Source organism: Arenibacter aquaticus (genome assembly GCF_003957295.1).
Taxonomy (GTDB): Bacteria; Bacteroidota; Bacteroidia; order Flavobacteriales; family Flavobacteriaceae; genus Arenibacter; species Arenibacter aquaticus.
In genome coordinates, this window is the sequence record NZ_RQPJ01000006.1 from 49363 (window position 1) to 68843 (window position 19481).

The window sequence follows — 19481 nt, forward strand, 5'->3', positions numbered from 1 at the left end:
AGGGCTATGGGGTAATTAACCTTTAGTTTTTGCACATATAACAATTTATCGTTTATTTTTGCAAAAAATTAGCGTGGGAAGGATTGTAGCATTGGATTATGGAAAGGTACGGACAGGTATTGCTGTAACGGATGAGTTGCAAATAATAGCATCTGGCCTCACCACAGTTGATACCAAAGACCTCCTAAATTTTTTGAGGAACTATGTAAAGGAAGAAAAGGTGGAGCGATTTGTGGTAGGGGAGCCTAAGCAAATGAACAATCTACCATCTGAATCCGAAGAATTGATAAAACCATTTCTTAGAACCTTGGAAGGTGTTTTTCCAAAGATACCAGTAGAGCGGCAGGATGAACGTTTTACTTCTAAAATGGCCTTCCAAACCATGATAGATAGTGGACTTAAAAAACAACAAAGGAAAAATAAGGCTTTGGTAGATGAAATTAGTGCCACTATAATTCTTCAGGCTTATTTAAACAGAAAACAATAGTATGATATTACCCATAGTAGCTTACGGAGATCCCGTGCTTAGAAAAGTAGCGGAAGATATTGAGAGTGATTACCCAAAACTGGAGGAGCTGATCTCCAATATGTGGGATACCATGTACAATGCCAGTGGTGTTGGTTTGGCGGCGCCCCAGATAGGACTGCCCATTAGATTGTTTTTGGTGGATACCACTCCTTTTTCTGATGATGAAGACCTTACCAAGGAAGAGCAAAACGCACTAAAAGGGTTTAAAAAAGTATTTATCAACGCTCAAATAGAAGATGAAACAGGTGAGGAATGGGCGTTTAACGAGGGCTGTCTAAGTATTCCCGATATCCGTGAGGATGTGTCCCGTAAAGATACCCTTACCATATCCTATATGGATGAAAATTTTAAGGCCCATAAAGAAACCTATGACGGACTTTTGGCAAGAGTGATCCAACACGAATATGATCATATAGAAGGAATACTATTTACCGATAAACTCTCCAGCCTAAAGAAACGCCTCCTAAAAGGTAGGTTGACCAATATTTCCAAAGGAAAGATTAGGGTGGATTATAGAATGCGTTTTCCCAATCTTAAAAAAGCACGTTAAAACAATTTCTTATATAAACAAAAAGTAGCATATTTGCCGCTTAAATTTTAGATAGCAGATGAGTTTAAATAAAATATTATCCATATCAGGCAAACCAGGTCTTTTTAAATTGCTAACCCAAACACGATCCGGTTTTGTGGCCGAATCCCTTTTGGATGGCAAAAAGATTACCGTTAGTTTTAAGAACAATGTAAGTGTCCTGTCCGAGATTGCAATCTATACCCTTGAGGAAGAGGTTCCTTTAAGAAAGGTATTTGAAAAGATCAAGGAGAAGGAAGATGGTGGTAAGACCTCTGTGGGCCACAAAGAGAATAAGATTAAACTGGAGGAATATATGTTCGACCTGCTTCCTAACTACGATGAGGAGAGGGTTTATGCCAGTGATATAAAAAAGATCATTCAATGGTATAACTTATTGCTAGAACATGGTATTACCGACTTTTCCGAAGAGGAAGAAGAGGTTGGTGCCAGCGAAAAGAAATAAACCTATTGATAATACTAGACTATAAAACCTCCAAATTAGGAGGTTTTTTTATGTCGATATTTTTATATTTTCCCAGGAATAATTTTGTGAATATCCCCCCCTTAGGGCCTTGCTCCCTTTCCTTTAGCTTTTCTTAGTTGTTGTTGGTCTAAATAGTTATGCTTTGGATAAGGTATTGTGGAAATTAAATCACTAAATTCTTAATCAATATTTTTTATGGTTACATTACACAAGAAATTTACCCTTGTTTTATGGGTGCTTTTTAGTCTTCCTTTTATCCTATCGGGCCAACAACGAACAGGAAATATCGTGGAATATTTTGGCAAGGAAAAAGTGGAGGAAATTCATGAGGGAAAAGTAATGCATGTTTTTAACAAGGGATTGTTGCTAACGCTCCCAAGCTTAGGTTTTGAATCCTCATCATTTCCTTTAGATCCCGTATTTAACGCTTTTCTATTGGATCCGTCAATGGAGGTGACTAAAGATGATGTTTTTGATATAGATTTTACGGGAAAGGAATTAAAATGGAAAGGAATAGAAGTAGATAGTACCAATACTTTTTCGGGTAGGGAATTAAGATCTGGTTATGTGTATCTCAGTTATCGATCGGGAAGTGAAAAAACAGTATTATTTGAAGCTTCCGGTCATTCACTAGCTTCAATAAACGGATTGCCTTATGAGGGAGATCATTATGACTTTGGATATAACCTTATTCCCTTAAAATTGAAAAAAGGGAAGAATGTCTTTGTTCTTAAGGTGGGGCGTTTTCCCAGGGTAAGGGCAAGGTTGTTGGAGCCTAAGACATTGGTACAGTTTACCACCCGAGATGTTACAGCTCCCGATCTATTGGTAGAGGAGGAAGGGGAGTACCAGGCTGCCATACGGGTAATCAATGCCTCTGAAAAATGGGTGAAGGGTTCCCGTATTGAAGCTTCATTAAACAAGAAGGTACATAGTACTATCATTCAAGATATACCCCCAATGAGCGTTTATAAGGTTCCTTTTGTTATTTCGGCATCGGGATTGGATCCCCAAGAGGAGAAAGCAGTGGTTGCATTGACATTAAAATCGGCCAAGGGACAATTGGAGTCTTCAGAAGTATTGACATTAAATGTGAAGTCGAAATTTAGGCATCACAAGAGAACCTTTATAAGTGGTATTGATGGAAGCGTACAGTATTTTAGCGTGGCGCCGCAGAAGAATGGTATTACGGAAGGAGCTGCCTTGTTTCTTTCTGTTCACGGTGCTTCTGTAGAGGCTGTAAATCAGGCCAATGCCTATAAACAAAAGGACTGGGGTAATTTAGTGGCTCCTACCAATAGAAGACCTTTTGGGTTTGCATGGGAAGACTGGGGCAGGCTGGATGCTTTGGAGGTTTTGTCCGAAGGTAAAAGGATTTATAAGCCCAACGATAAGAAGATCTATTTAACCGGACATTCTATGGGTGGGCACGGCACTTGGTATTTGGGGGCTACCTACCCCGATCAATTTGCGGCCATTGCTCCCTGCGCGGGATATCCGGATCTGTTGTTGTACCGAGGAGGCAGAACAAAGAGAATTGCAGGACTCTCAGCTGAACAAAGGGAACAATATGGCATTACGCCTAAAATGTTTGAGAGAATTACAATGGACTATGTACCTACTCCGGTCGAAAACATGGTCAAGAGGGCGGGAACTCCAAGTAGAACCCTAAAGTTGATCCGAAATTATTTGCACCATGGGGTCTATGTACTGCACGGCGAAATAGACAATGTAGTACCTACCTATATTGCCCGGGATATGAGAGAGCGACTAGGGAAGTTCCATACAGATTTTACCTATTATGAATATCCAGGGGGTACACATTGGTACGGGGATCACAGCGTAGATTGGAAGCCTATATTCGACTTTTTTGAACAGAGGACCATTCCGGAAGCAAAGGACGTAAAAAAACTAGAGTTTAGTACGGGCTCGCCAGGCGTATCCGCTACATCACATTTTGTAACGATCCACCAACAAGAAAAGCCTTTTGAGGTAAGCTCCTTTAATTTAAAGAGGGAAAACAATTTTATTTTGGATACCGAAAATGTTTCCTTGTTGGAGGTCGATTTCACCCAAATACCTGAGTCCATTGATCAGATTGTATTGAATGGAAAGGAATTGGTTCTTCCGTTAAAGGAACGCTTATTTTTTGGAAAAAGGAATGGGGTTTGGCAAATTGTGACCAATCCATCCTTAAAAGAAAAAGGCCCACATAGAAATGGCGGTTTTAAGGACGCTTTTAGAAATGATGTGGTGTTTGTCTATGCCACTAAAGGGACTGCCATGGAAAATGAATGGTACTACAACAAGGCGAGGTTTGATGCCGATACGTTTTGGTATAAGGCCAATGGTAATATTGAATTGGTAGCGGACACCGATTTTGCTCCAAAGGACTATCCGGATCGTAATGTAGTGGTCTATGGTAATAGGTCCAATAATGCGGCTTGGAACAAGCTGCTAAAAGATAGCCCCTTGCAAGTATATAATGATAAATTGGAATTTGGGAATAAAAGTCTAGAGGGTGCCAATTGGGGCATGTATTTTATAGTCCCTAGGTCTGATAGCGATATGGCAAGCGTGGGAGTGATAACGGCCACTGGAGCTACAGGAATGAAGGCAGCCTATGCCAATCACTATTTGGTAAACGGTACTACTTTTCCTGATGTATTGCTATTTAATGATAGCGTACTCACCCAAGGGATGTCGGCTGTAAAATGTGCTGGATTTTTTGGTAATGATTGGGCGCTTGAAAGCGGGGATTTTGAGTGGAAATAAGAGAACACCGTCCCAATAATAAACCAGTGTTGGTTTGGTGTTGGGACGGGTTCTATGTTTATTTTATTGCAGACAATATAAATTGGGACACATCCTTTTTAAATTTCTCCATAGAGGGTTTATGGGTATACATCATGTGACCGGCCTCATAGTATTCCATTTTTATGTTGTCTTTTATTTCTTTGGTAAGCCCCATGTGGTTTATACTGTGTTCTACACCGTAAAAGACCGTAGCAATATCGTAAATACCGTTCAGGATCAAAACCTTCATATTAGGGTCGCGTGACAATGCCCTGGCCATGTCCATACCAGTATTGATTGCGGCAGTAGCCCCCCATCTCATATTGCCTTTGTGTTTCCAGTCCCATTTAAAACCATTTCTTCTGGCTGCGGAAATAGTGTATAATAGGTTTTTGTTCACCTTAAGATCGCCATAAAAATAATCCAAAAACCCACTGATAAAGGCAGGGGATATTGCAGAACTTTGAGGGTCGTGACTACCCTCCTGTGATAAAAGGTCTTCGTTGATCCCAGTAAATCTAGAGTCTAATCGGCCTACAATCTCACCCTGGTCCCTAAGAAATTCGGCGAAGAATTCACTGGCTTTCACCCTTAGTCCTGCTTTTAGCCAATAATCCGGTTCCGTTCCTGTATAGGTAGCTAGTTTAAGGGCTATATCGCTCTTTTCATTTTCGGTTAAACGGTCTCCTTTAAATAGGGCAGGGGCATATTCATTTTCGGTAAAGTATCTTACATCATCCAAAAATTCATAGACATCTTCGGGTTTATCCACTATTTTGTCATGGTACCAAGCTGTTGCCGCATAGGTGGGAAAGTGTACAATATAGGGTAGGTCGTCATTGGGAGGGAACAATAGCGTACGAAAATCAAATACGGCTGATACCATTACAACGCCATTCATAGCTATTCCTTGGTTTAAAAGATTGTTCATTAATCCGGCATTCCTAAAGGTACCGTAACTCTCTCCCAATAGAAATTTGGGGCTGTTCATTCTGTCGTTGTGTATCAGGAATTGGGTTATAAAGAGGGAAAGGCTTCTAATGTCCTGATCTACTCCCCAAAAGTCCTTAAACTTGGCCTTACCTATTGGTACACTTAGGCCTGTACCTACTGGGTCTATCATTACCAAATCGGCAATATCCAATAGGGAGTAATTGTTGTTTACAATCTTATAAGGGGCGGCAGGGGTAGATTTTGGATCATTTACCACTATTCTTTTTGGACCTAGAATCCCCATATGCAGCCAAAAGGAGGAAGATCCCGGTCCGCCATTAAATGCAAATACAATGGGACGCCTTTGGGTGGCCAATCCTCTTTTGGAGTCTCTGGTATAGTAGGTGAATCCCATTAGGGCTATGGGCCGTTTAGATTCGTCCTTTACCTGAAATGTACCCGCTTTTGCCGTTAAATAAATTGTTTTGCCATTTATGGTAACACTTTGCATGGTAGTGGCAACTTCCGCTTTGGGCAGGCTGTCATTTGTCATTTGGGCATGACATAATAACCCCAATAACATGGTGATAATGAGAGTAATCGCTTTCATGAGTTTAGTATTTAAATTAGTTTAAATAGCTAAACAGGTATATGCAATGATAGTTAGGGGTTTACAATATGCAAAAATTTGACCTTTAAAAAAAGGACTGGGTGCAAATGTATATCAATCCTTATCTATGGTTTTATAGGTATACTTACTTTTTTTCCACTCTATTAAAGGAGAAGGATAATACTTTACGTCCATTTTGTCCAAATAGGGAGCCTGATTCCCTAATCGTATCTTATAGTTCTCCCAATCCCGGTTTTCTTCCTTACTCCAGCTTAATTCGGAGTAACCTATCATTCTTGGAAATGCCAAATATTCCAATTCATCTATATTGCTGATGGTCTCTGACCATAGTGGGGCCTCAACACCTAATATATGTTCTTTGTTTATTCCTTGAACATAGCGTTCCGGTGTCCAAATGTATCCGGTATCCACAGGAATTAATCCTGCCCAATCCAATCCGTGCTTGGAGAGGGTGTCATATTTCATATCCAAATAAGCTTTTTTTCCAGGAGATAGGATTACCTTAAGGCCTTTTTCTACTGCTAGTTTGGCATTTTTTTCATTGGCCCAGAATTGTGCTATTGCGGTGGTATCTATATCGGCATGTACAATTTCGTCCCATCCGATCATTCTTTTACCGTGCTTTTTTACAATTTTATCAATTTTTGAAACAAAATAGATAAAGTCTTTTTTCTTGGTCACATGGCTTTCATCCCCACCAGCGTGAAAGTACGGACCAGGGGTTATGGCCGAAATTTCACGAACCACATCGTCTATAAAGGCATAAACGGTATCCTTGCGGGTGTCAAAAGTACTAAAACCAACTTGGGTACCTGTATAGATTTTTGGTGTTTTGCCATTTCCGTTGAGGAAGGGATAGGCTACGGACGCAGCATTGGTATGTCCGGGCATATCTACTTCTGGAACTATGGTGATATAATGTTTTGCAGCATAGGCCACAATCTCTTTGTAATCTTCCTGAGTGTAAAACCCTCCTTCTCCTCCGCCTACTTCGGAGCGGCCACCAACCTCGGTCAGCTTTGGCCATGATTTAATTTCTATTCTCCAACCCTGGTCATCGGTAAGGTGTAGGTGTAAGGTGTTAATTTTGTAATAAGCCAAAATGTCAATGTATTTTTTAACGTCCTCTACACTAAAAAAATGTCGGGCCACATCCAGCATGGACCCACGGTATTCAAAGTTGGGACTATCGGTAATTTTACCTGTTGGGATCAACCACATCTTATTTTCGGCCAAGGTGTCATTGGATATTTCGGGTATAATTTGTCGTATGGTCTGTACTCCCCTAAAAGCCCCCTCGGCAGTCTTGGCATTCAGGATTACGGAGTCTTGGGTAATATATAGATCATAGCCTTCCTTGGATGATATCTCTGTGCTGTCTGACTGATTAATGAAAATGATACGTTCCAATGTTGGGGATTCGGTGGTGTTTACCGGGATATCGAGATTGGTCTGCCATTTTATTTTTTCTGCCAAAAATTGGCCCACTTCTGGAAATCCAGAGGCATTCTCAGAGGTATGGATGGAAGTGTTTTTATCCAATCCAAAAGCACTGTTGGTAGGTGTTATTTTAAGCGGTTTGGGAATTAAATTCTCGGCAGATAAATCCGTTGTTGGGAAGTTTATTACTTTCTTTTTTTGTTGTTCACAAGCTACCAGTACAGTAAATAAACAAAATACGAACAGTGATTTTAGTAAGATTGATTGTTTCATTGAAAAAGGTTGAATTAGTGTTTTATTTTCTATTTAAAATATATTAGTCCATATGGGGTTTAATAACGGAATACCACAGATCATAACCCTCCTTGTTCATATGGAGTCCGTCTTCTATAAATATATCTTGCCTTACTTTTCTGCCGTCTAACATAGCGTCCCAGACATTGGCGTATTCCAAATTGTTTTCTTTTTTACATAACCTTTTAAACCGTCGGTTTAATTTTTTATACTTTCTCTTCAAATTCCAACGGGCAATACTGGGTTTGGCAGCTATGATGACAATCTTGGCCTCCTTGTTCTGCTCTTTGACCTTATCAATAATCTTCTGGGTATACCCTATAATATCCCTGATCTTTTTTTTAGCAGCAATATCATTGTCCCCTTCATAGATAAAAACTTTTTTCGGGGAATATCTTAATATAAGTTCGTCGTAAAAATGATATAGATCGGAGGATTGGGAGCCTCCAAATCCTGAATTGACAATTTGATGTTCGGGAAACATAGATTCCAGACTTTTCCACATGCGTATTGTAGAACTTCCCGCAAATACTGTTGTTTCTTTTGAGGAGTCCCAGAGCGTGTCATACTTTTTTTGTAAGGCCATTACCTGATTCTCGTATTTGTTGACATTCTGTCCAAAGGCAAATACAGATAATAATAGAAATAAATAGGTCGGTGTTTTCAAGTTTATTGGTATTAAGTGTTAAATTATAAATTGTTTTAGGTCTGGTACTATAATTTTCGACCAAGGACATTGCAAGCGCCCCGTTGGTTTAAAACTAATATTAATTTGGCGGAACTACAATTTTTTTGACTAGAGGGGATTAATGGAACCGGGTAAAGCTGTCATCGGTAGGTGAAGGCCGTATTTTATCTTAAACCCCTCATAATATGGGGAGTATAAGTAAGACAGGTGGTAGTTGGTATTCCTTAATAACAAAAATTAAGGATACCAGTGTTTACCGAATACCCCGTACCTTCATGTCAAGGGTATAGAGGGAATTCATGGCCGTAATAAATAAGGTCTTCTGTTTTTCTCCCCCAAAGGTGACGTTGGCCGTCCATTTTTGATCTATGGGTATATGCTGAATCTGAATTCCTTTATTGTTGAAAACGGTTACCCCATTCCCGGTCAGATATACATTGCCTAGATGGTCCATGGTCATTCCGTCCGAGCCCATATTGGTAAATAGGGTCTTGTTGCTTAAGCTGGCATCTGGATTTACAGTATAAGAATAGGTTTTTTTATCACCTATGTCGGCTATGTACAACATGCTTCCGTCTTGATTTCCAATTATGCCATTGGGACGGACAAAGCCATCTGCAATTACCCGAACATCCTTTTTATCCGGGGAAAGGTAGTAGACTCGTTGTTCTTTCAATTCTTGTTCGGTCCTGGTCCAATAGGATCGCTTGTAAAATGGATCGGTAAAATAAATGCCTCCCATGGGGTCAACCCATAGGTCATTGGGACCATTTAATTTTTTGCCCTCAAAGTCGTCTATCAATACAGTGACATTTTTTTGGGAGTCTATTCGCCATAGTTGGTTTTTGTTATCGGCGCAAGCCAACAGGTTGCCTTCATGGTCAAAATACAGACCATTGGCCCTGCCAGACGGCTGCATATAGGTTGAAACACTACCATCTTTAGCTGACCATTTGATAATTCGGTCATTGGGTTGATCTGTAAAAAATACATCCCCATTTGGGGCCACTGCCGGACCCTCGGTAAAAGTATAGTCTTTTGCTACCAAAGTGACTTTCGCTCCCTTGGCGATAAGGCCGGTTTTTTGAGCCTTACAGGAAATAGTGACTATTATTAAGGTTATTGCCAAAATGTGAAGGAATGATCTGTATATGTTTTTCATGGTGTTCTCTTAATGGTTGATGGTGTTTATATTCACTATATATTTCCAATATTCTAAGGGTTGATGTCCGAATAAAATTTGGGTTAAATTAAGTTTTTTTAAGAATGTATGCCAGTGTTGGTCCATATGATACGTCCTTTGATAGTTTTCCTTGGGCTGGTACTATAAATTATTAAGCACCTTAATTGAAAATTTTAATTATACCTAGTGCGCCCACTCCAATTATACTGCATATACTTAGCCATAGAATTAAATCATAGGCAATGCTTGGGATAAAAGAAGGGTGTAATCGGCGGTATCTAAAGTTAATAACGGCAAAGACTACGAGGAACAACAATAAAGATCCTACAATGCCACCTGTTATAACCATGAGCACTGGCAATTTTATAAAAATAAAGGTAAGGGCCCAAAGTAATGGGATTACCCAAGCGGAGATGGCTACAGTCTTCTTTCTTAAATTGAGGTCGCTAAAGTTAATCCATCCTAACTGTCCAAATATATCGGACAACTGTCTTGTCCAGGCGGCTAGGGCAGCAAATAAAGTAGAGAAAAGAGTGATGAACGATCCTACCAAAAAAGCTATTTTTGCATAGGGTCCCAAAGACTCCGTATACATGGCAGAAAGAGTTTCTATCATGGCAAATCCTTCGGGAACCTTGCCCTGGGCATGTAGAACGGCCGCACCCAATAGGTAAAAGGCTGCTGTTACGGAGGTGTAAACCAACATGGCTATGATGGCGTCCAATTTCATTACCCGTATCCATCCGCTGGCCCTATTCTTCCAAGCCTCAGAATCATCTTTCTTACCGGTATAAGAGGCATAGCCTTTTTCCAGGCACCAATAATTATAGTGTATTATTTCATCACCTCCAACACCTGTTATACCAAAAGCCCCTAGGGCAACAGCTACCGCAGTTTTGGGAAGATCCAATTGTAGTCCACTCCAGATACTTTCCCAGGAAATTTGAAAAGGCGTGTAATTAAGGAAGTATAGCGCAGCAAAGGTAAATAGGGTAAAGAAACTGATCATTATTAGTGAAAACTTCTCAATAAAATTGTAATACCCACGGTATACCATAAGTGCTACAACAATGGCTATGAGTATACAAAATAGAGACACACTAGCCTGGGGAACGGCAATGTTAAGGATTATGGCCACCCCACCTACAATACCGCCTACCTGTAGTAATTTGACCAGCATAACACCTAGCACTGCCCAAACGCTCCATTTGGCTTTGCCAAATCGCGGGCCGGGCAAATTATTAAAAGCTTGCATGGCAGTTTCACCAGTGAGAATTGTATGTTTCCCAAATTCCAATTGAACGGCGACCTTTACGAGACAGCTCACAATAATAACCCAAAAGGTTATAAACCCGGCCTTGGCACCTAAGGTAGTTGTGGCAATCAATTCGCCCGATCCAACAATGGAGGCCGACAAAATAAAACTGGGACCAAGAAATTTTAATCGCTCCCTAAAGGTTGTAGGAGGGTTTTTAATTTTGTCCTTCGTGAGCACATAGGGGTCGTTTAACTGGGACATATTGGTTTATAGGTTGGTTTATTGGAATAGCAATGCCAAGCAAGCATAAAAGTAAATGCTGATTAATGTTGATGGTCTTTTTCGTAATGTCTCTTTAAAACATCCTCCCCGTAATCATTGGTGAGATCCCGGACCACTGTATGAACATGATTGGCGTTGTTTTGGGTATTGTCATATTCTATAAGAAGGGTAGGGCCATGAATTCGAAAATAGTGACCTTTTCCCGGAGTTAGACTTCCAGCCCAGGCAAAGGATAAATTATCAATACCCGACTTTTTTATTTTCTCCCTAAAACCTTGGGCAAAGTTCTCTTCATAATTACTCAAGTACAACTCCAATAGCTCCATAAAAGTGGCCTTTTGGCTTTCAGATAGTTTTGAAAAGGGAATGCCTACTTTCTCCAGTTCCCCAACCTTTCTTTTGGTCAATGTAATGATATCATTGGGTGCGACATTGGAAAACAACACGGTTTTCATTTGCTCTTTGCTCATGGAATTTACCAGTGCAAATCCTAGAGTTGCTTCTTTCTTCAAGACTTCCTTTCCTTTGTACTTGGTACTGCGTACAATACCGGGATTGGTGCCAAAGAATGTAGGAGTAGCGGAGCTCAGTATGCCTTCAGTGGAGGTGAAATTTAGGGAAAGGTGGTGCCCTTCAAATCGCCATCCCCAAGGTTCGTTGGCCGAAGGTTGTCCAAAGATGCAAAAATGATAATTCAATGGATCGCGTCTTGGTCTTCCGTCCGGCATAGTTCTGTCGTTATTTTCTATGATACGCAATACTTTTTCAAGTTCCATTATTTCTTTGGATTTCCGATATCCTTCCTCGCCCAAGGAGGCCCTAAGCAATTTTAGCGCGGCAGTTTTTTGAACCTCGTTAAAATCATGAAAAGTAACTCCCTGTCTTGTAATGGGAACATAATTCATATTAAACCTTTCGGAATCCTCTAGGGCAAACATTGTTTTGTCCCTGAGCTCCTTGGACAAACTACCTAAAAAAGTATTTGCTATAGTGGGTAGGTCTTGGGCTGATAACCCTGAACAGATAAATAGAAGTAATAATGCAGCCTTTATTTTGGTTTTATTGAATTTACGCATCATGGTTTGATTTTAATTTAACAGGTTTGGTCTTTTTAGGTTAATCGATTACTTAAAAGTTATAATAGTTGAGTGATTGGCAAGGAGGGGGTATACTTAATGGCTGCTATGTACATCTCCATCTGCCAGCTTATACATGGCTCTTTTACAAGTGGGGACTGGACCCAATTTGGCAGTTGGGAATATTTTGTTTTTCATGGTCATTAAACGTTGGTTGGTATAGAAGGAACTAAAGTTAATTAAAAAACTCGGAACTTACGATAGTTGAAACCATGCGGTCTTTGTATTTTTGCTTAAAAGTCAAATTTATGAACTCTCGAGAATCCCAATTAAAAGCCTTCGATCGTTTACTTACCATAATGGATGAATTGCGGAGCCAATGTCCATGGGACAAGAAACAGACCATGCAGAGCCTGCGACATCTGACTATTGAGGAAACCTATGAACTGGGCGATGCTATTCTGGACAATGATTTGGAGGAAATTAAAAAGGAATTGGGCGATGTTTTGCTCCATATCGTATTTTACGCTAAAATTGGGAGCGAGACCCAACATTTTGATATTGCCGATGTGGCCAATGATATTTGCGAAAAGCTTATCAACAGACATCCACATATTTATGGGGATACCGTAGTGGCCAACGAGGAGGAGGTAAAGCAAAATTGGGAGAAAATTAAGCTTAAGGAGGGTAAAACCAGTGTCTTGCAAGGGGTTCCCAACGGACTCCCCGCTTTGGTAAAGGCCAATCGGATCCAGGACAAGGTAGCCGGGGTTGGATTTGATTGGGAGAAGCCAGAGCAAGTTTGGGAAAAAGTAAAGGAGGAGCTTGGGGAGTTTCAGGAAGAAGTGAAGCAAGGAAATGCGGATGCTATGGAAGCCGAATTTGGAGATGTTCTTTTTTCGATGGTAAATTATGCCCGATTTTTAAATATCAACCCAGAGAATGCCCTTGAACGGACCAATAAGAAATTCATAAAAAGATTTAAATATTTGGAAGAAAAGGCCAAGGAACAAGGTAAAGCCTTAAAGGATATGACCTTGGGAGAAATGGATGTATTCTGGGAAGAGGCCAAGACGGTATAATTTTAAAAGGTTTCAGAGAAAATCACAATTCTTATTTGAGGTTGCCCCAATTTTTTGGAGCAGTCTTTTTTCTTTTTTATTTAATAAATAACCAAGGAAAAATAAGAGGATAATATATATTTACTCCTTCAATATAAAACACTGTGTTTAAAAACTACACAAAAGAGTTTCGTTACAATTTAATCCTATCCTTTCCGGTTATTTTGGGAATGTTGGGGCATTCTTTTGTGCAGTTTGCAGATAACATCATGGTGGGACAATTGGGGACAGCAGAGCTAGCTGCAGTTTCTTTGGGGAACAGTTTTGTGTTTATAGCCATGTCTTTGGGTATTGGTTTCTCTACCGCCATTACACCTTTGGTAGCAGAGGCCGATGGGGCTGGGAATATGGCAGCTGGCAAGAGTGCCTTAAAACACGGCCTTGTTTTATGTACCCTCTTGGGATTTTCCCTTTTTGGACTCATTGTTTTGGCAAAGCCCCTCATGCATTCAATGAAACAGCCGCCAGAGGTAGTAGAACTGGCAATGCCTTATTTGGACCTAGTGGCATTTTCATTGGTGCCGCTAATTATTTTTCAGGCCTTTAAGCAGTTTTCCGAAGGGTTGTCACAGACAAAATACCCCATGTATGCCACGGTCTTGGCCAACTTGGTGAACATCATCCTTAATTACCTGCTAATTTTTGGAACCTTTGGTTTCCCCAAAATGGGGATAGTAGGTGCGGCATTGGGGACACTGATTTCCCGGATTATAATGGTAGGCTTTCTATGGTGGTTACTAAGGAGCAAAAAGAAATTTCAAAATTTTGTTACCGGGTTTAATTTCAGGAAAATTGAAAAGAAGGTAATGAAGAAAATTATCGACCTTGGTTTTCCATCCGCTTTACAAATGTTTTTTGAGGTGGCTATTTTTACCGCAGCTGTGTGGTTAAGTGGAGTTTTGGGAAAAAATTCCCAAGCGGCCAATCAAATAGCCTTAAACCTTAGTAGTATGACCTTTATGGTAGGTATGGGGCTTGGCGTGGCTGCCATGATCCGGGTAGGGAATCAAAAAGGATTGAAAGATTTCAAGGAATTACGGCGAATTTCCCAATCTATTTTTTTACTTACCCTACTCTTGGAAATTATTTTTGCCATATTCTTTGTGGTTTTAAACGATTTCCTACCCACCATTTATTTGGATCTTGGGGATGCGACCAATTTGGCAGATAATACCGAGGTGATCTTAATTGCTGCCCAATTGATTTTGGTGGCAGCCGTATTTCAGATTTCTGATGGATTGCAGGTGGTGGTCCTTGGAGCTCTAAGGGGGCTCCAGGATGTAAGGATACCCACGGTAATTACTTTTATTGCGTATTGGATGATAGGCTTTCCTATCAGTTTTTACTTAGGGTTATATACCTCCTTGGAGAGTACGGGTATATGGATTGGCTTACTGTCCGGACTTACGGCATCGGCTATATTGTTGTATATTCGATTTAATTATTTGAGCAAAAAACTAATTGCACAGGGAGTGTTGCAAGAGATTGATTAATAAATACATGATTTATTCCTCGACCAATTTAAACTGGTATAGGGATATAAATTTTAAGGTAAATGATTGTTTATGGAATTTCCAAAATTTTTATTGGGGGATAATACAGATTACCCTACTGCTATATTTGTGGTACATACAGAATATCCGCGATTTATCATTAATTTGGAGAATGATGAAGTGGAATGGTTGGAGGACTTTACACGGGAGGATGAAAAGGAGCTGGAAGACGAGGCCGAAAATTTAATAGAGCAGGCCACGGCATTTTACGACCGGGAAATTTCCCGATACGAAGAATAATGTATGCTGGAAGAATTAGTAAGATTAGACAAAGAATTATTTCTTTTCCTTAATAATTTAGGAACCGCTCAATGGGATGGATTTTGGCTTTTTATGACCAATAAATGGTCTTCCATTCCCCTCTATCTGGTACTGGCTTTCATGACCTACCGCGCATATGGATTAAAACGCCTACTGATGGCCTTGGCGGCCATTGCTCTAGTAGTCTTGGTTACAGATCAGACAGCCAATTTTTTTAAATATGGGGTTCAGCGTCTTAGGCCTTGTCACGATTTGGAGATTAGTGGTTTAATGCGTTTGGTAAAAAGCTCTTGTGGGGGGAAGTTTGGCTATTTTTCCGCACATGCCGCCAATTCATTTGCTGTGGCCCTTTTTTTTAGTGTACAATTGCGCCAAAAGTATAGGTATATTGGATGGATGCTGGCGGTCTGGGCGCTTTTGGTGGCGTATAGCAGAATATATATTGGAGTTCACTTTCCATTGGATGTACTTACCGGGATGCTCGTAGGCCTGTTTTATGGCGGACTTTTTGCCAAACTGTTTTCCAAGGTGGTGGCGAAATACGATCCTATCTAGGATTTTTAGCAGGCCTTAATGCTTTTGTACTTCGGTTTTTTATTTTTCTTAGTCTGACTTTGTAGTACTAAAGATTTCCTTGTTCAACGGACTTAAAAAAATAAGAAAGAAGGTAAGGCCAAAGGCAAATTCGTATACTTCCCATTTTCTATCAGAAGGATTTAAGGCAACAAAGACGGTAGCAACCAAAAAGGCAATGGTGTGATGCCATTTTACGATAGGCACTGCAAAACTATTGGCCAAGGATTTAAACCACTTGTATTTGCGATACAAAATTGGGCATACAATGAGGTATAGGAACATTACCAGAAACAATAATTGGCTGAAGACAATTTTGTTTATTTTTTTTTCGCCTACCACCAAATTATGTAAATTGGTTTCTCCCTGGGCGTTATTTTCTATAAAGAATTCTCCAGATTCCACTCCAAAAATACGTTGCCCCCATGATATTTCCTCACCCGCGGCAAAAAAGAACAGCACTACAAAGATGAAGGTGCCTATTTTCCAAAGGTTTTGTTTATTGCTCCATGAGGTTATGAGTCGGTATAAGGAGAGGATAAAAATACTGAAAAGCATTATGGTAGTGCCCCATTCCACTGGGCCATCTTCCCTAGAAAAATTAGTGTCAAAATAGGGTTCATTGGTCAGTCCCAGATACAGTCCCAATAGGACAATTACTGCCAAAATTCCATATCCAATTTTTTCGAACTTTGTTAAGAGATTCATCATCGTTTTTGAACTATATATAAATTGCTTGTCAACCGGTTTTTATGTCCTTTGGTTCCAGGTTTTGCATGGTGGTTAAGGTCGTACACCGTCTTTAGATTATAGGTGTATTTAGGCTCAAATATACGCTTAAATTCATTTTCCTCCACGGGAAATACAAGAACGTAAAACATTTTTTCTTCAGGTATATTAATGTCTTCCTTATTCTTGAGTGTGGGTATATAGCTGCCGTAATCCCAAATTAACTCGGGGGCTATTTCACCAAAGGAATAGACTTCCAATCCTTTTTTGGCCACAGAACTTTTTAGGTTCGATATACTTTTAAATTCACTATTCTTTTCTACGGCTCCAAGCAAGGGCAAAGCAAGAATTTTTATTGCGGCTATCATCGCAATAGATAGTAGGAAGCATCCAAATATTTGTTGTTTTTTAAGTTTCAAAAACAAAAGTGTTCCTATTATTGTAAGCCCCAATGAGGAAGCAATGTAATAGCCCCAAAATGGTCCTATACCATCTTTCAGGATAAAATAGGCCACTAACGGGAAGCTGATTCCAACGAGGCCCAATAGCCCAAAATGAAAATAAACAGGTATTTTTTCTTTTAGATTCATGGAGCTTTTAAACTCCCTTATAACATATTCCAAATAAAACCCGGTGTTGATCGCCAAGGGGATCAGTACCGGAACAAGGTAACGCGATTTTTTTTCGGGAATAATAGACAGTAGAATGACCGAAAATATTGTCCATAAGAATGAAAATAGGTATTCTTTGTTATGGCTCACCTTGTTTTTTAGGTATGGATATAGTAGGCTTAAGAGTGCAGGGACCGTCCAAATACCGCTTTGTACAAAAAAGCTCGAATAGTAATAAAAGGGGCGTACGTTGTAGCTGGACCAATTGGCAGTTTCTTTTTCAGTGATAGCTAAAAAAGCATCGGGGTCGGCTAGGCGGACATATACAAACCACCACAAACCTATGGCCGTGGCCAAGAGAATGAGTGCAACCAAGGGCAGCTGTTTTCTGTGTTGGCCAAACCCTTTGTATTTAAATACAAACCCATATGCCAATAAAAATGGCAGCAAAAGGGCATAAAGGGAAACAGGGCCCTTGCTCATAAAGGATAGCCCAATAAAGAGTCCAGCAAGGAGACTGTTTTTCCATTTATGGTCATTGGATCTAAAAAATCCGTACAAAAAATATATGCCACATAACATAAACCCATGGGCGTATATATCCCATGGAGCCTCATTCGTTATGGCGATGATATAAAAGGAACTTAATAAAATTAGGGCATTGATAAGGGAATGTACTTTATCATATACCAGTTTAAAAGATAGGCGGTATCCCATATAAGCCAGAAGTATGGCCATTAGCATAGCGGGCAATCTAAGTCCTATCACATTATCTATACCAAATAGTAACCCGAAGATAGCGGTGATCCAGCTTGGTAATGGTGGCTTTTGATAGCGTGGAAGGTCGTTCATGGTGGTCAGCAACCAATGGCCCTCCGTAATCATTTCACGAGCAGTAATAAAATTTCTGGCCTCCATTATGGAAACAGGTATTATATGTAGGTGGAATAGAAAGATGGATATTCCAGCTAGACCGATAACCGTTACGGGGTTATTTTTTAACCAGCTCATGAAGTTTCATTTTTTAGGATGAATAAATTTCTAAGATAAACTATCAAGCCCAGGGAGTGTCCGGCAAATAAAACGGGGTCTTTTCTAAAAATGGCGTAGGCTAGGATGAGTGAGGCCCCAATAACACTGAGAAGCCAGAAACCAAAAGGTAGACTGGATGTTTTCTTTTTTTCGGAATATACCCATTGATAGATAAATCTAAATGTAAAGATTATCTGGGCAATACTGCCTAAAAGCAGTAACCACAAAGGGATGTTTTCGTTAAAGAAAAAATCGTTGAGGTCGTAGGCATTGTTGTTATATCCATAGGTGATGACCATTAATGGAAAAAGCCACAGAAAAATACGAAAAGCTTTGGGTAATTTCTGCCATTCACCCTGTAGTTGAATGTTCCTGATATAGATAAAATAGGTTATTGCCTGTCCAAGCATAATGGCAAAATCATCTCTAAGCCATCCGTATACGAACAAGAGAAAGGAGGCCAATAAGCTGAGCTGCCAAAATAGACGGGGTGTAAGTACTTTTTTATTTTTTTCTGAGATGATCCATTGAACGATCATTCTACTTGAAAATAGGATCTGGGCCAAAAAGCCTATGCTATAAACCAACCAATTTGCCATTTAGCCTATTTTCTCCACCTGATAGTTAATATACTTTTTTTTCATCCATAGGTAAGCAAAACAATCCATAAGAGGGCCCAATAGCCTATTCCATAAACCAAATTTTGCCGTTCCTGCCAAGCGTGGGAAATGGCGAATGGGAATTTGAATAATCGATCCGTTTTGCAAAAGGATCATGGCTGGTAAAAATCTGTGCAATCCTTTGAACATGGGGATTCTTTTTGCAAAATCAGTTTTTATGACCTTAAGTGGGCATCCGGTATCATCCATCCCGTCATGTGTAAATGTACGACGGATACCGTTGGCAATAAGGGAGGAGGCATTCTTTACAAAGGAATCCTTTCTATTGGATCTTACGCCAGTAACCAGGTCATATTGCCCAATGTGTTCCAATAGTAGGTTAAAATCCTCAGGAGAGGTTTGCAAATCTGAGTCTATGTATCCCAATAAAGGGGTGTCCGTATGATCAAAACCGGCTTTAATAGCTGCACTGAGTCCTTTGTTTTCTACAAATTTTATAAAGGTAAAGGCCTCGTTCCTTTTACAAATATCTTCAATAAGTTGCTGACTTCCATCCTTTGAGCCATCATTTACAAAAAGTATCTTCGCCTTTTTGGAACAAATGGCCAAGTATTCCTTCAGCTCCTTTTCAACTCGTTCCAAATTGTCTTCTTCATTGTAAACAGGAATAATTATAGTGAATTCGTAATTCATTCTTTAAAAGGATAAGTGCTTTCGGGTCTTATTTTAAAAGTCCAAAGATAATGAACTTTGTTTACCTATGGGGTATTGGTTTAAACCTCTTGCTTTTCGCATTTGTAATGTGGAAGCGGACCA

The 19481-nt window shown here is 39.9% G+C and carries 18 protein-coding genes; 8 read left to right on the forward strand and 10 right to left on the reverse strand.

Annotation, left to right across the window (positions count from 1 at the left end; genetic code table 11):
* Positions 1 to 73: 73 nt before the first annotated feature.
* From ruvX to EHW67_RS12215, 4 genes are all read left to right on the forward strand, one after another.
* A complete protein-coding gene (gene ruvX / locus EHW67_RS12200) occupies positions 74 to 487 on the forward strand; it encodes a Holliday junction resolvase RuvX (RefSeq protein WP_126162674.1) in 414 nt (137 codons plus the stop codon).
* A 1-nt stretch (position 488) separates the two neighbouring features.
* The gene (gene def / locus EHW67_RS12205; RefSeq protein WP_126162675.1) at positions 489 to 1079 is read left to right on the forward strand and encodes a peptide deformylase; all 591 of its coding nucleotides are present in this window, start codon (positions 489 to 491) and stop codon (positions 1077 to 1079) included.
* A gap of 58 nt (positions 1080 to 1137) precedes the next feature.
* Positions 1138 to 1563 carry a DUF5606 family protein gene (locus EHW67_RS12210; protein ID WP_126162676.1) on the forward strand — a complete coding sequence of 142 codons (426 nt, stop codon included), beginning with the start codon at positions 1138 to 1140 and terminating at the stop codon, positions 1561 to 1563.
* A gap of 216 nt (positions 1564 to 1779) precedes the next feature.
* Complete coding sequence (locus tag EHW67_RS12215; RefSeq protein ID WP_126162677.1) at positions 1780 to 4359, forward strand: alpha/beta hydrolase-fold protein; 2580 nt, start codon at positions 1780 to 1782, stop codon at positions 4357 to 4359.
* A gap of 58 nt (positions 4360 to 4417) precedes the next feature.
* Here the strand turns inward: EHW67_RS12215 and EHW67_RS12220 are convergent, their stop codons facing one another.
* The 6 genes from EHW67_RS12220 to EHW67_RS12245 form a co-directional block, all read right to left on the reverse strand.
* Positions 4418 to 5923 (reverse strand): S10 family peptidase, encoded by a 1506-nt coding sequence (locus EHW67_RS12220; protein ID WP_126162678.1) that lies wholly within the window; start codon positions 5921 to 5923, stop codon positions 4418 to 4420.
* Positions 5924 to 6037: 114 nt separating this feature from the next.
* The gene (locus EHW67_RS12225; RefSeq protein ID WP_126162679.1) at positions 6038 to 7657 is read right to left on the reverse strand and encodes a family 20 glycosylhydrolase; all 1620 of its coding nucleotides are present in this window, start codon (positions 7655 to 7657) and stop codon (positions 6038 to 6040) included.
* Between the two features lie 43 nt (positions 7658 to 7700).
* Positions 7701 to 8345, reverse strand: a complete 645-nt coding sequence (locus EHW67_RS12230) for a GDSL-type esterase/lipase family protein (protein ID WP_238389912.1) — start codon at positions 8343 to 8345, stop codon at positions 7701 to 7703.
* 274 nt (positions 8346 to 8619) lie between these two features.
* The gene (locus EHW67_RS12235; RefSeq protein WP_126162680.1) at positions 8620 to 9528 is read right to left on the reverse strand and encodes an SMP-30/gluconolactonase/LRE family protein; all 909 of its coding nucleotides are present in this window, start codon (positions 9526 to 9528) and stop codon (positions 8620 to 8622) included.
* A 181-nt stretch (positions 9529 to 9709) separates the two neighbouring features.
* Positions 9710 to 11068 carry an Nramp family divalent metal transporter gene (locus tag EHW67_RS12240; RefSeq protein ID WP_126162681.1) on the reverse strand — a complete coding sequence of 453 codons (1359 nt, stop codon included), beginning with the start codon at positions 11066 to 11068 and terminating at the stop codon, positions 9710 to 9712.
* A 62-nt stretch (positions 11069 to 11130) separates the two neighbouring features.
* The gene (locus tag EHW67_RS12245) at positions 11131 to 12168 is read right to left on the reverse strand and encodes a DUF3500 domain-containing protein (protein WP_202911969.1); all 1038 of its coding nucleotides are present in this window, start codon (positions 12166 to 12168) and stop codon (positions 11131 to 11133) included.
* A 305-nt stretch (positions 12169 to 12473) separates the two neighbouring features.
* Between EHW67_RS12245 and mazG the strand changes: the two genes are divergently transcribed.
* From mazG to EHW67_RS12265, 4 genes are all read left to right on the forward strand, one after another.
* Positions 12474 to 13247, forward strand: coding sequence for a nucleoside triphosphate pyrophosphohydrolase (gene mazG / locus EHW67_RS12250; RefSeq protein WP_126162682.1), 774 nt, complete (start codon positions 12474 to 12476; stop codon positions 13245 to 13247).
* 143 nt (positions 13248 to 13390) lie between these two features.
* Positions 13391 to 14779, forward strand: a complete 1389-nt coding sequence (locus EHW67_RS12255; RefSeq protein ID WP_126162683.1) for an MATE family efflux transporter — start codon at positions 13391 to 13393, stop codon at positions 14777 to 14779.
* Between the two features lie 72 nt (positions 14780 to 14851).
* Entirely contained in the window at positions 14852 to 15079 is a 228-nt protein-coding gene (locus EHW67_RS12260; protein WP_126162684.1) for a hypothetical protein, read from the forward strand.
* Between the two features lie 3 nt (positions 15080 to 15082).
* Positions 15083 to 15655 (forward strand): phosphatase PAP2 family protein, encoded by a 573-nt coding sequence (locus EHW67_RS12265; RefSeq protein ID WP_126162685.1) that lies wholly within the window; start codon positions 15083 to 15085, stop codon positions 15653 to 15655.
* Between the two features lie 48 nt (positions 15656 to 15703).
* Here EHW67_RS12265 and EHW67_RS12270 read toward each other — a convergent pair whose 3' ends face one another.
* From EHW67_RS12270 to EHW67_RS12285, 4 genes are read right to left on the reverse strand one after another with little or no spacing between them, the layout of a single operon-like run.
* A complete protein-coding gene (locus EHW67_RS12270) occupies positions 15704 to 16384 on the reverse strand; it encodes a hypothetical protein (protein WP_238389913.1) in 681 nt (226 codons plus the stop codon).
* Positions 16381 to 18024, reverse strand: a complete 1644-nt coding sequence (locus tag EHW67_RS12275) for an ArnT family glycosyltransferase (RefSeq protein ID WP_238389914.1) — start codon at positions 18022 to 18024, stop codon at positions 16381 to 16383. The genes EHW67_RS12270 and EHW67_RS12275 overlap by 4 nt, the downstream gene beginning before the upstream one ends.
* The gene (locus EHW67_RS12280; RefSeq protein ID WP_126162686.1) at positions 18021 to 18644 is read right to left on the reverse strand and encodes a lipid-A-disaccharide synthase N-terminal domain-containing protein; all 624 of its coding nucleotides are present in this window, start codon (positions 18642 to 18644) and stop codon (positions 18021 to 18023) included. Before EHW67_RS12280 ends, EHW67_RS12275 begins: the two co-directional genes overlap by 4 nt.
* Positions 18645 to 19358, reverse strand: coding sequence for a glycosyltransferase family 2 protein (locus EHW67_RS12285; protein WP_126162687.1), 714 nt, complete (start codon positions 19356 to 19358; stop codon positions 18645 to 18647). It lies immediately after the preceding gene.
* Positions 19359 to 19481: the final 123 nt, after the last annotated feature.

Coding starts and splice junctions, on each gene's coding strand:
- def (WP_126162675.1), top strand. CDS start 489: ATGATATTACCCATAGTAGCTTACGGAGATCCCGTGCTTAGAAAAGTA.
- EHW67_RS12210 (WP_126162676.1), top strand. CDS start 1,138: ATGAGTTTAAATAAAATATTATCCATATCAGGCAAACCAGGTCTTTTT.
- EHW67_RS12215 (WP_126162677.1), top strand. CDS start 1,780: ATGGTTACATTACACAAGAAATTTACCCTTGTTTTATGGGTGCTTTTT.
- EHW67_RS12220 (WP_126162678.1), bottom strand. CDS start 5,923: ATGAAAGCGATTACTCTCATTATCACCATGTTATTGGGGTTATTATGT.
- EHW67_RS12225 (WP_126162679.1), bottom strand. CDS start 7,657: ATGAAACAATCAATCTTACTAAAATCACTGTTCGTATTTTGTTTATTT.
- EHW67_RS12235 (WP_126162680.1), bottom strand. CDS start 9,528: ATGAAAAACATATACAGATCATTCCTTCACATTTTGGCAATAACCTTA.
- EHW67_RS12240 (WP_126162681.1), bottom strand. CDS start 11,068: ATGTCCCAGTTAAACGACCCCTATGTGCTCACGAAGGACAAAATTAAA.
- EHW67_RS12245 (WP_202911969.1), bottom strand. CDS start 12,168: ATGATGCGTAAATTCAATAAAACCAAAATAAAGGCTGCATTATTACTT.
- mazG (WP_126162682.1), top strand. CDS start 12,474: ATGAACTCTCGAGAATCCCAATTAAAAGCCTTCGATCGTTTACTTACC.
- EHW67_RS12260 (WP_126162684.1), top strand. CDS start 14,852: ATGGAATTTCCAAAATTTTTATTGGGGGATAATACAGATTACCCTACT.
- EHW67_RS12265 (WP_126162685.1), top strand. CDS start 15,083: ATGCTGGAAGAATTAGTAAGATTAGACAAAGAATTATTTCTTTTCCTT.
- EHW67_RS12270 (WP_238389913.1), bottom strand. CDS start 16,384: ATGATGAATCTCTTAACAAAGTTCGAAAAAATTGGATATGGAATTTTG.
- EHW67_RS12275 (WP_238389914.1), bottom strand. CDS start 18,024: ATGAGCTGGTTAAAAAATAACCCCGTAACGGTTATCGGTCTAGCTGGA.
- EHW67_RS12280 (WP_126162686.1), bottom strand. CDS start 18,644: ATGGCAAATTGGTTGGTTTATAGCATAGGCTTTTTGGCCCAGATCCTA.
- EHW67_RS12285 (WP_126162687.1), bottom strand. CDS start 19,358: ATGAATTACGAATTCACTATAATTATTCCTGTTTACAATGAAGAAGAC.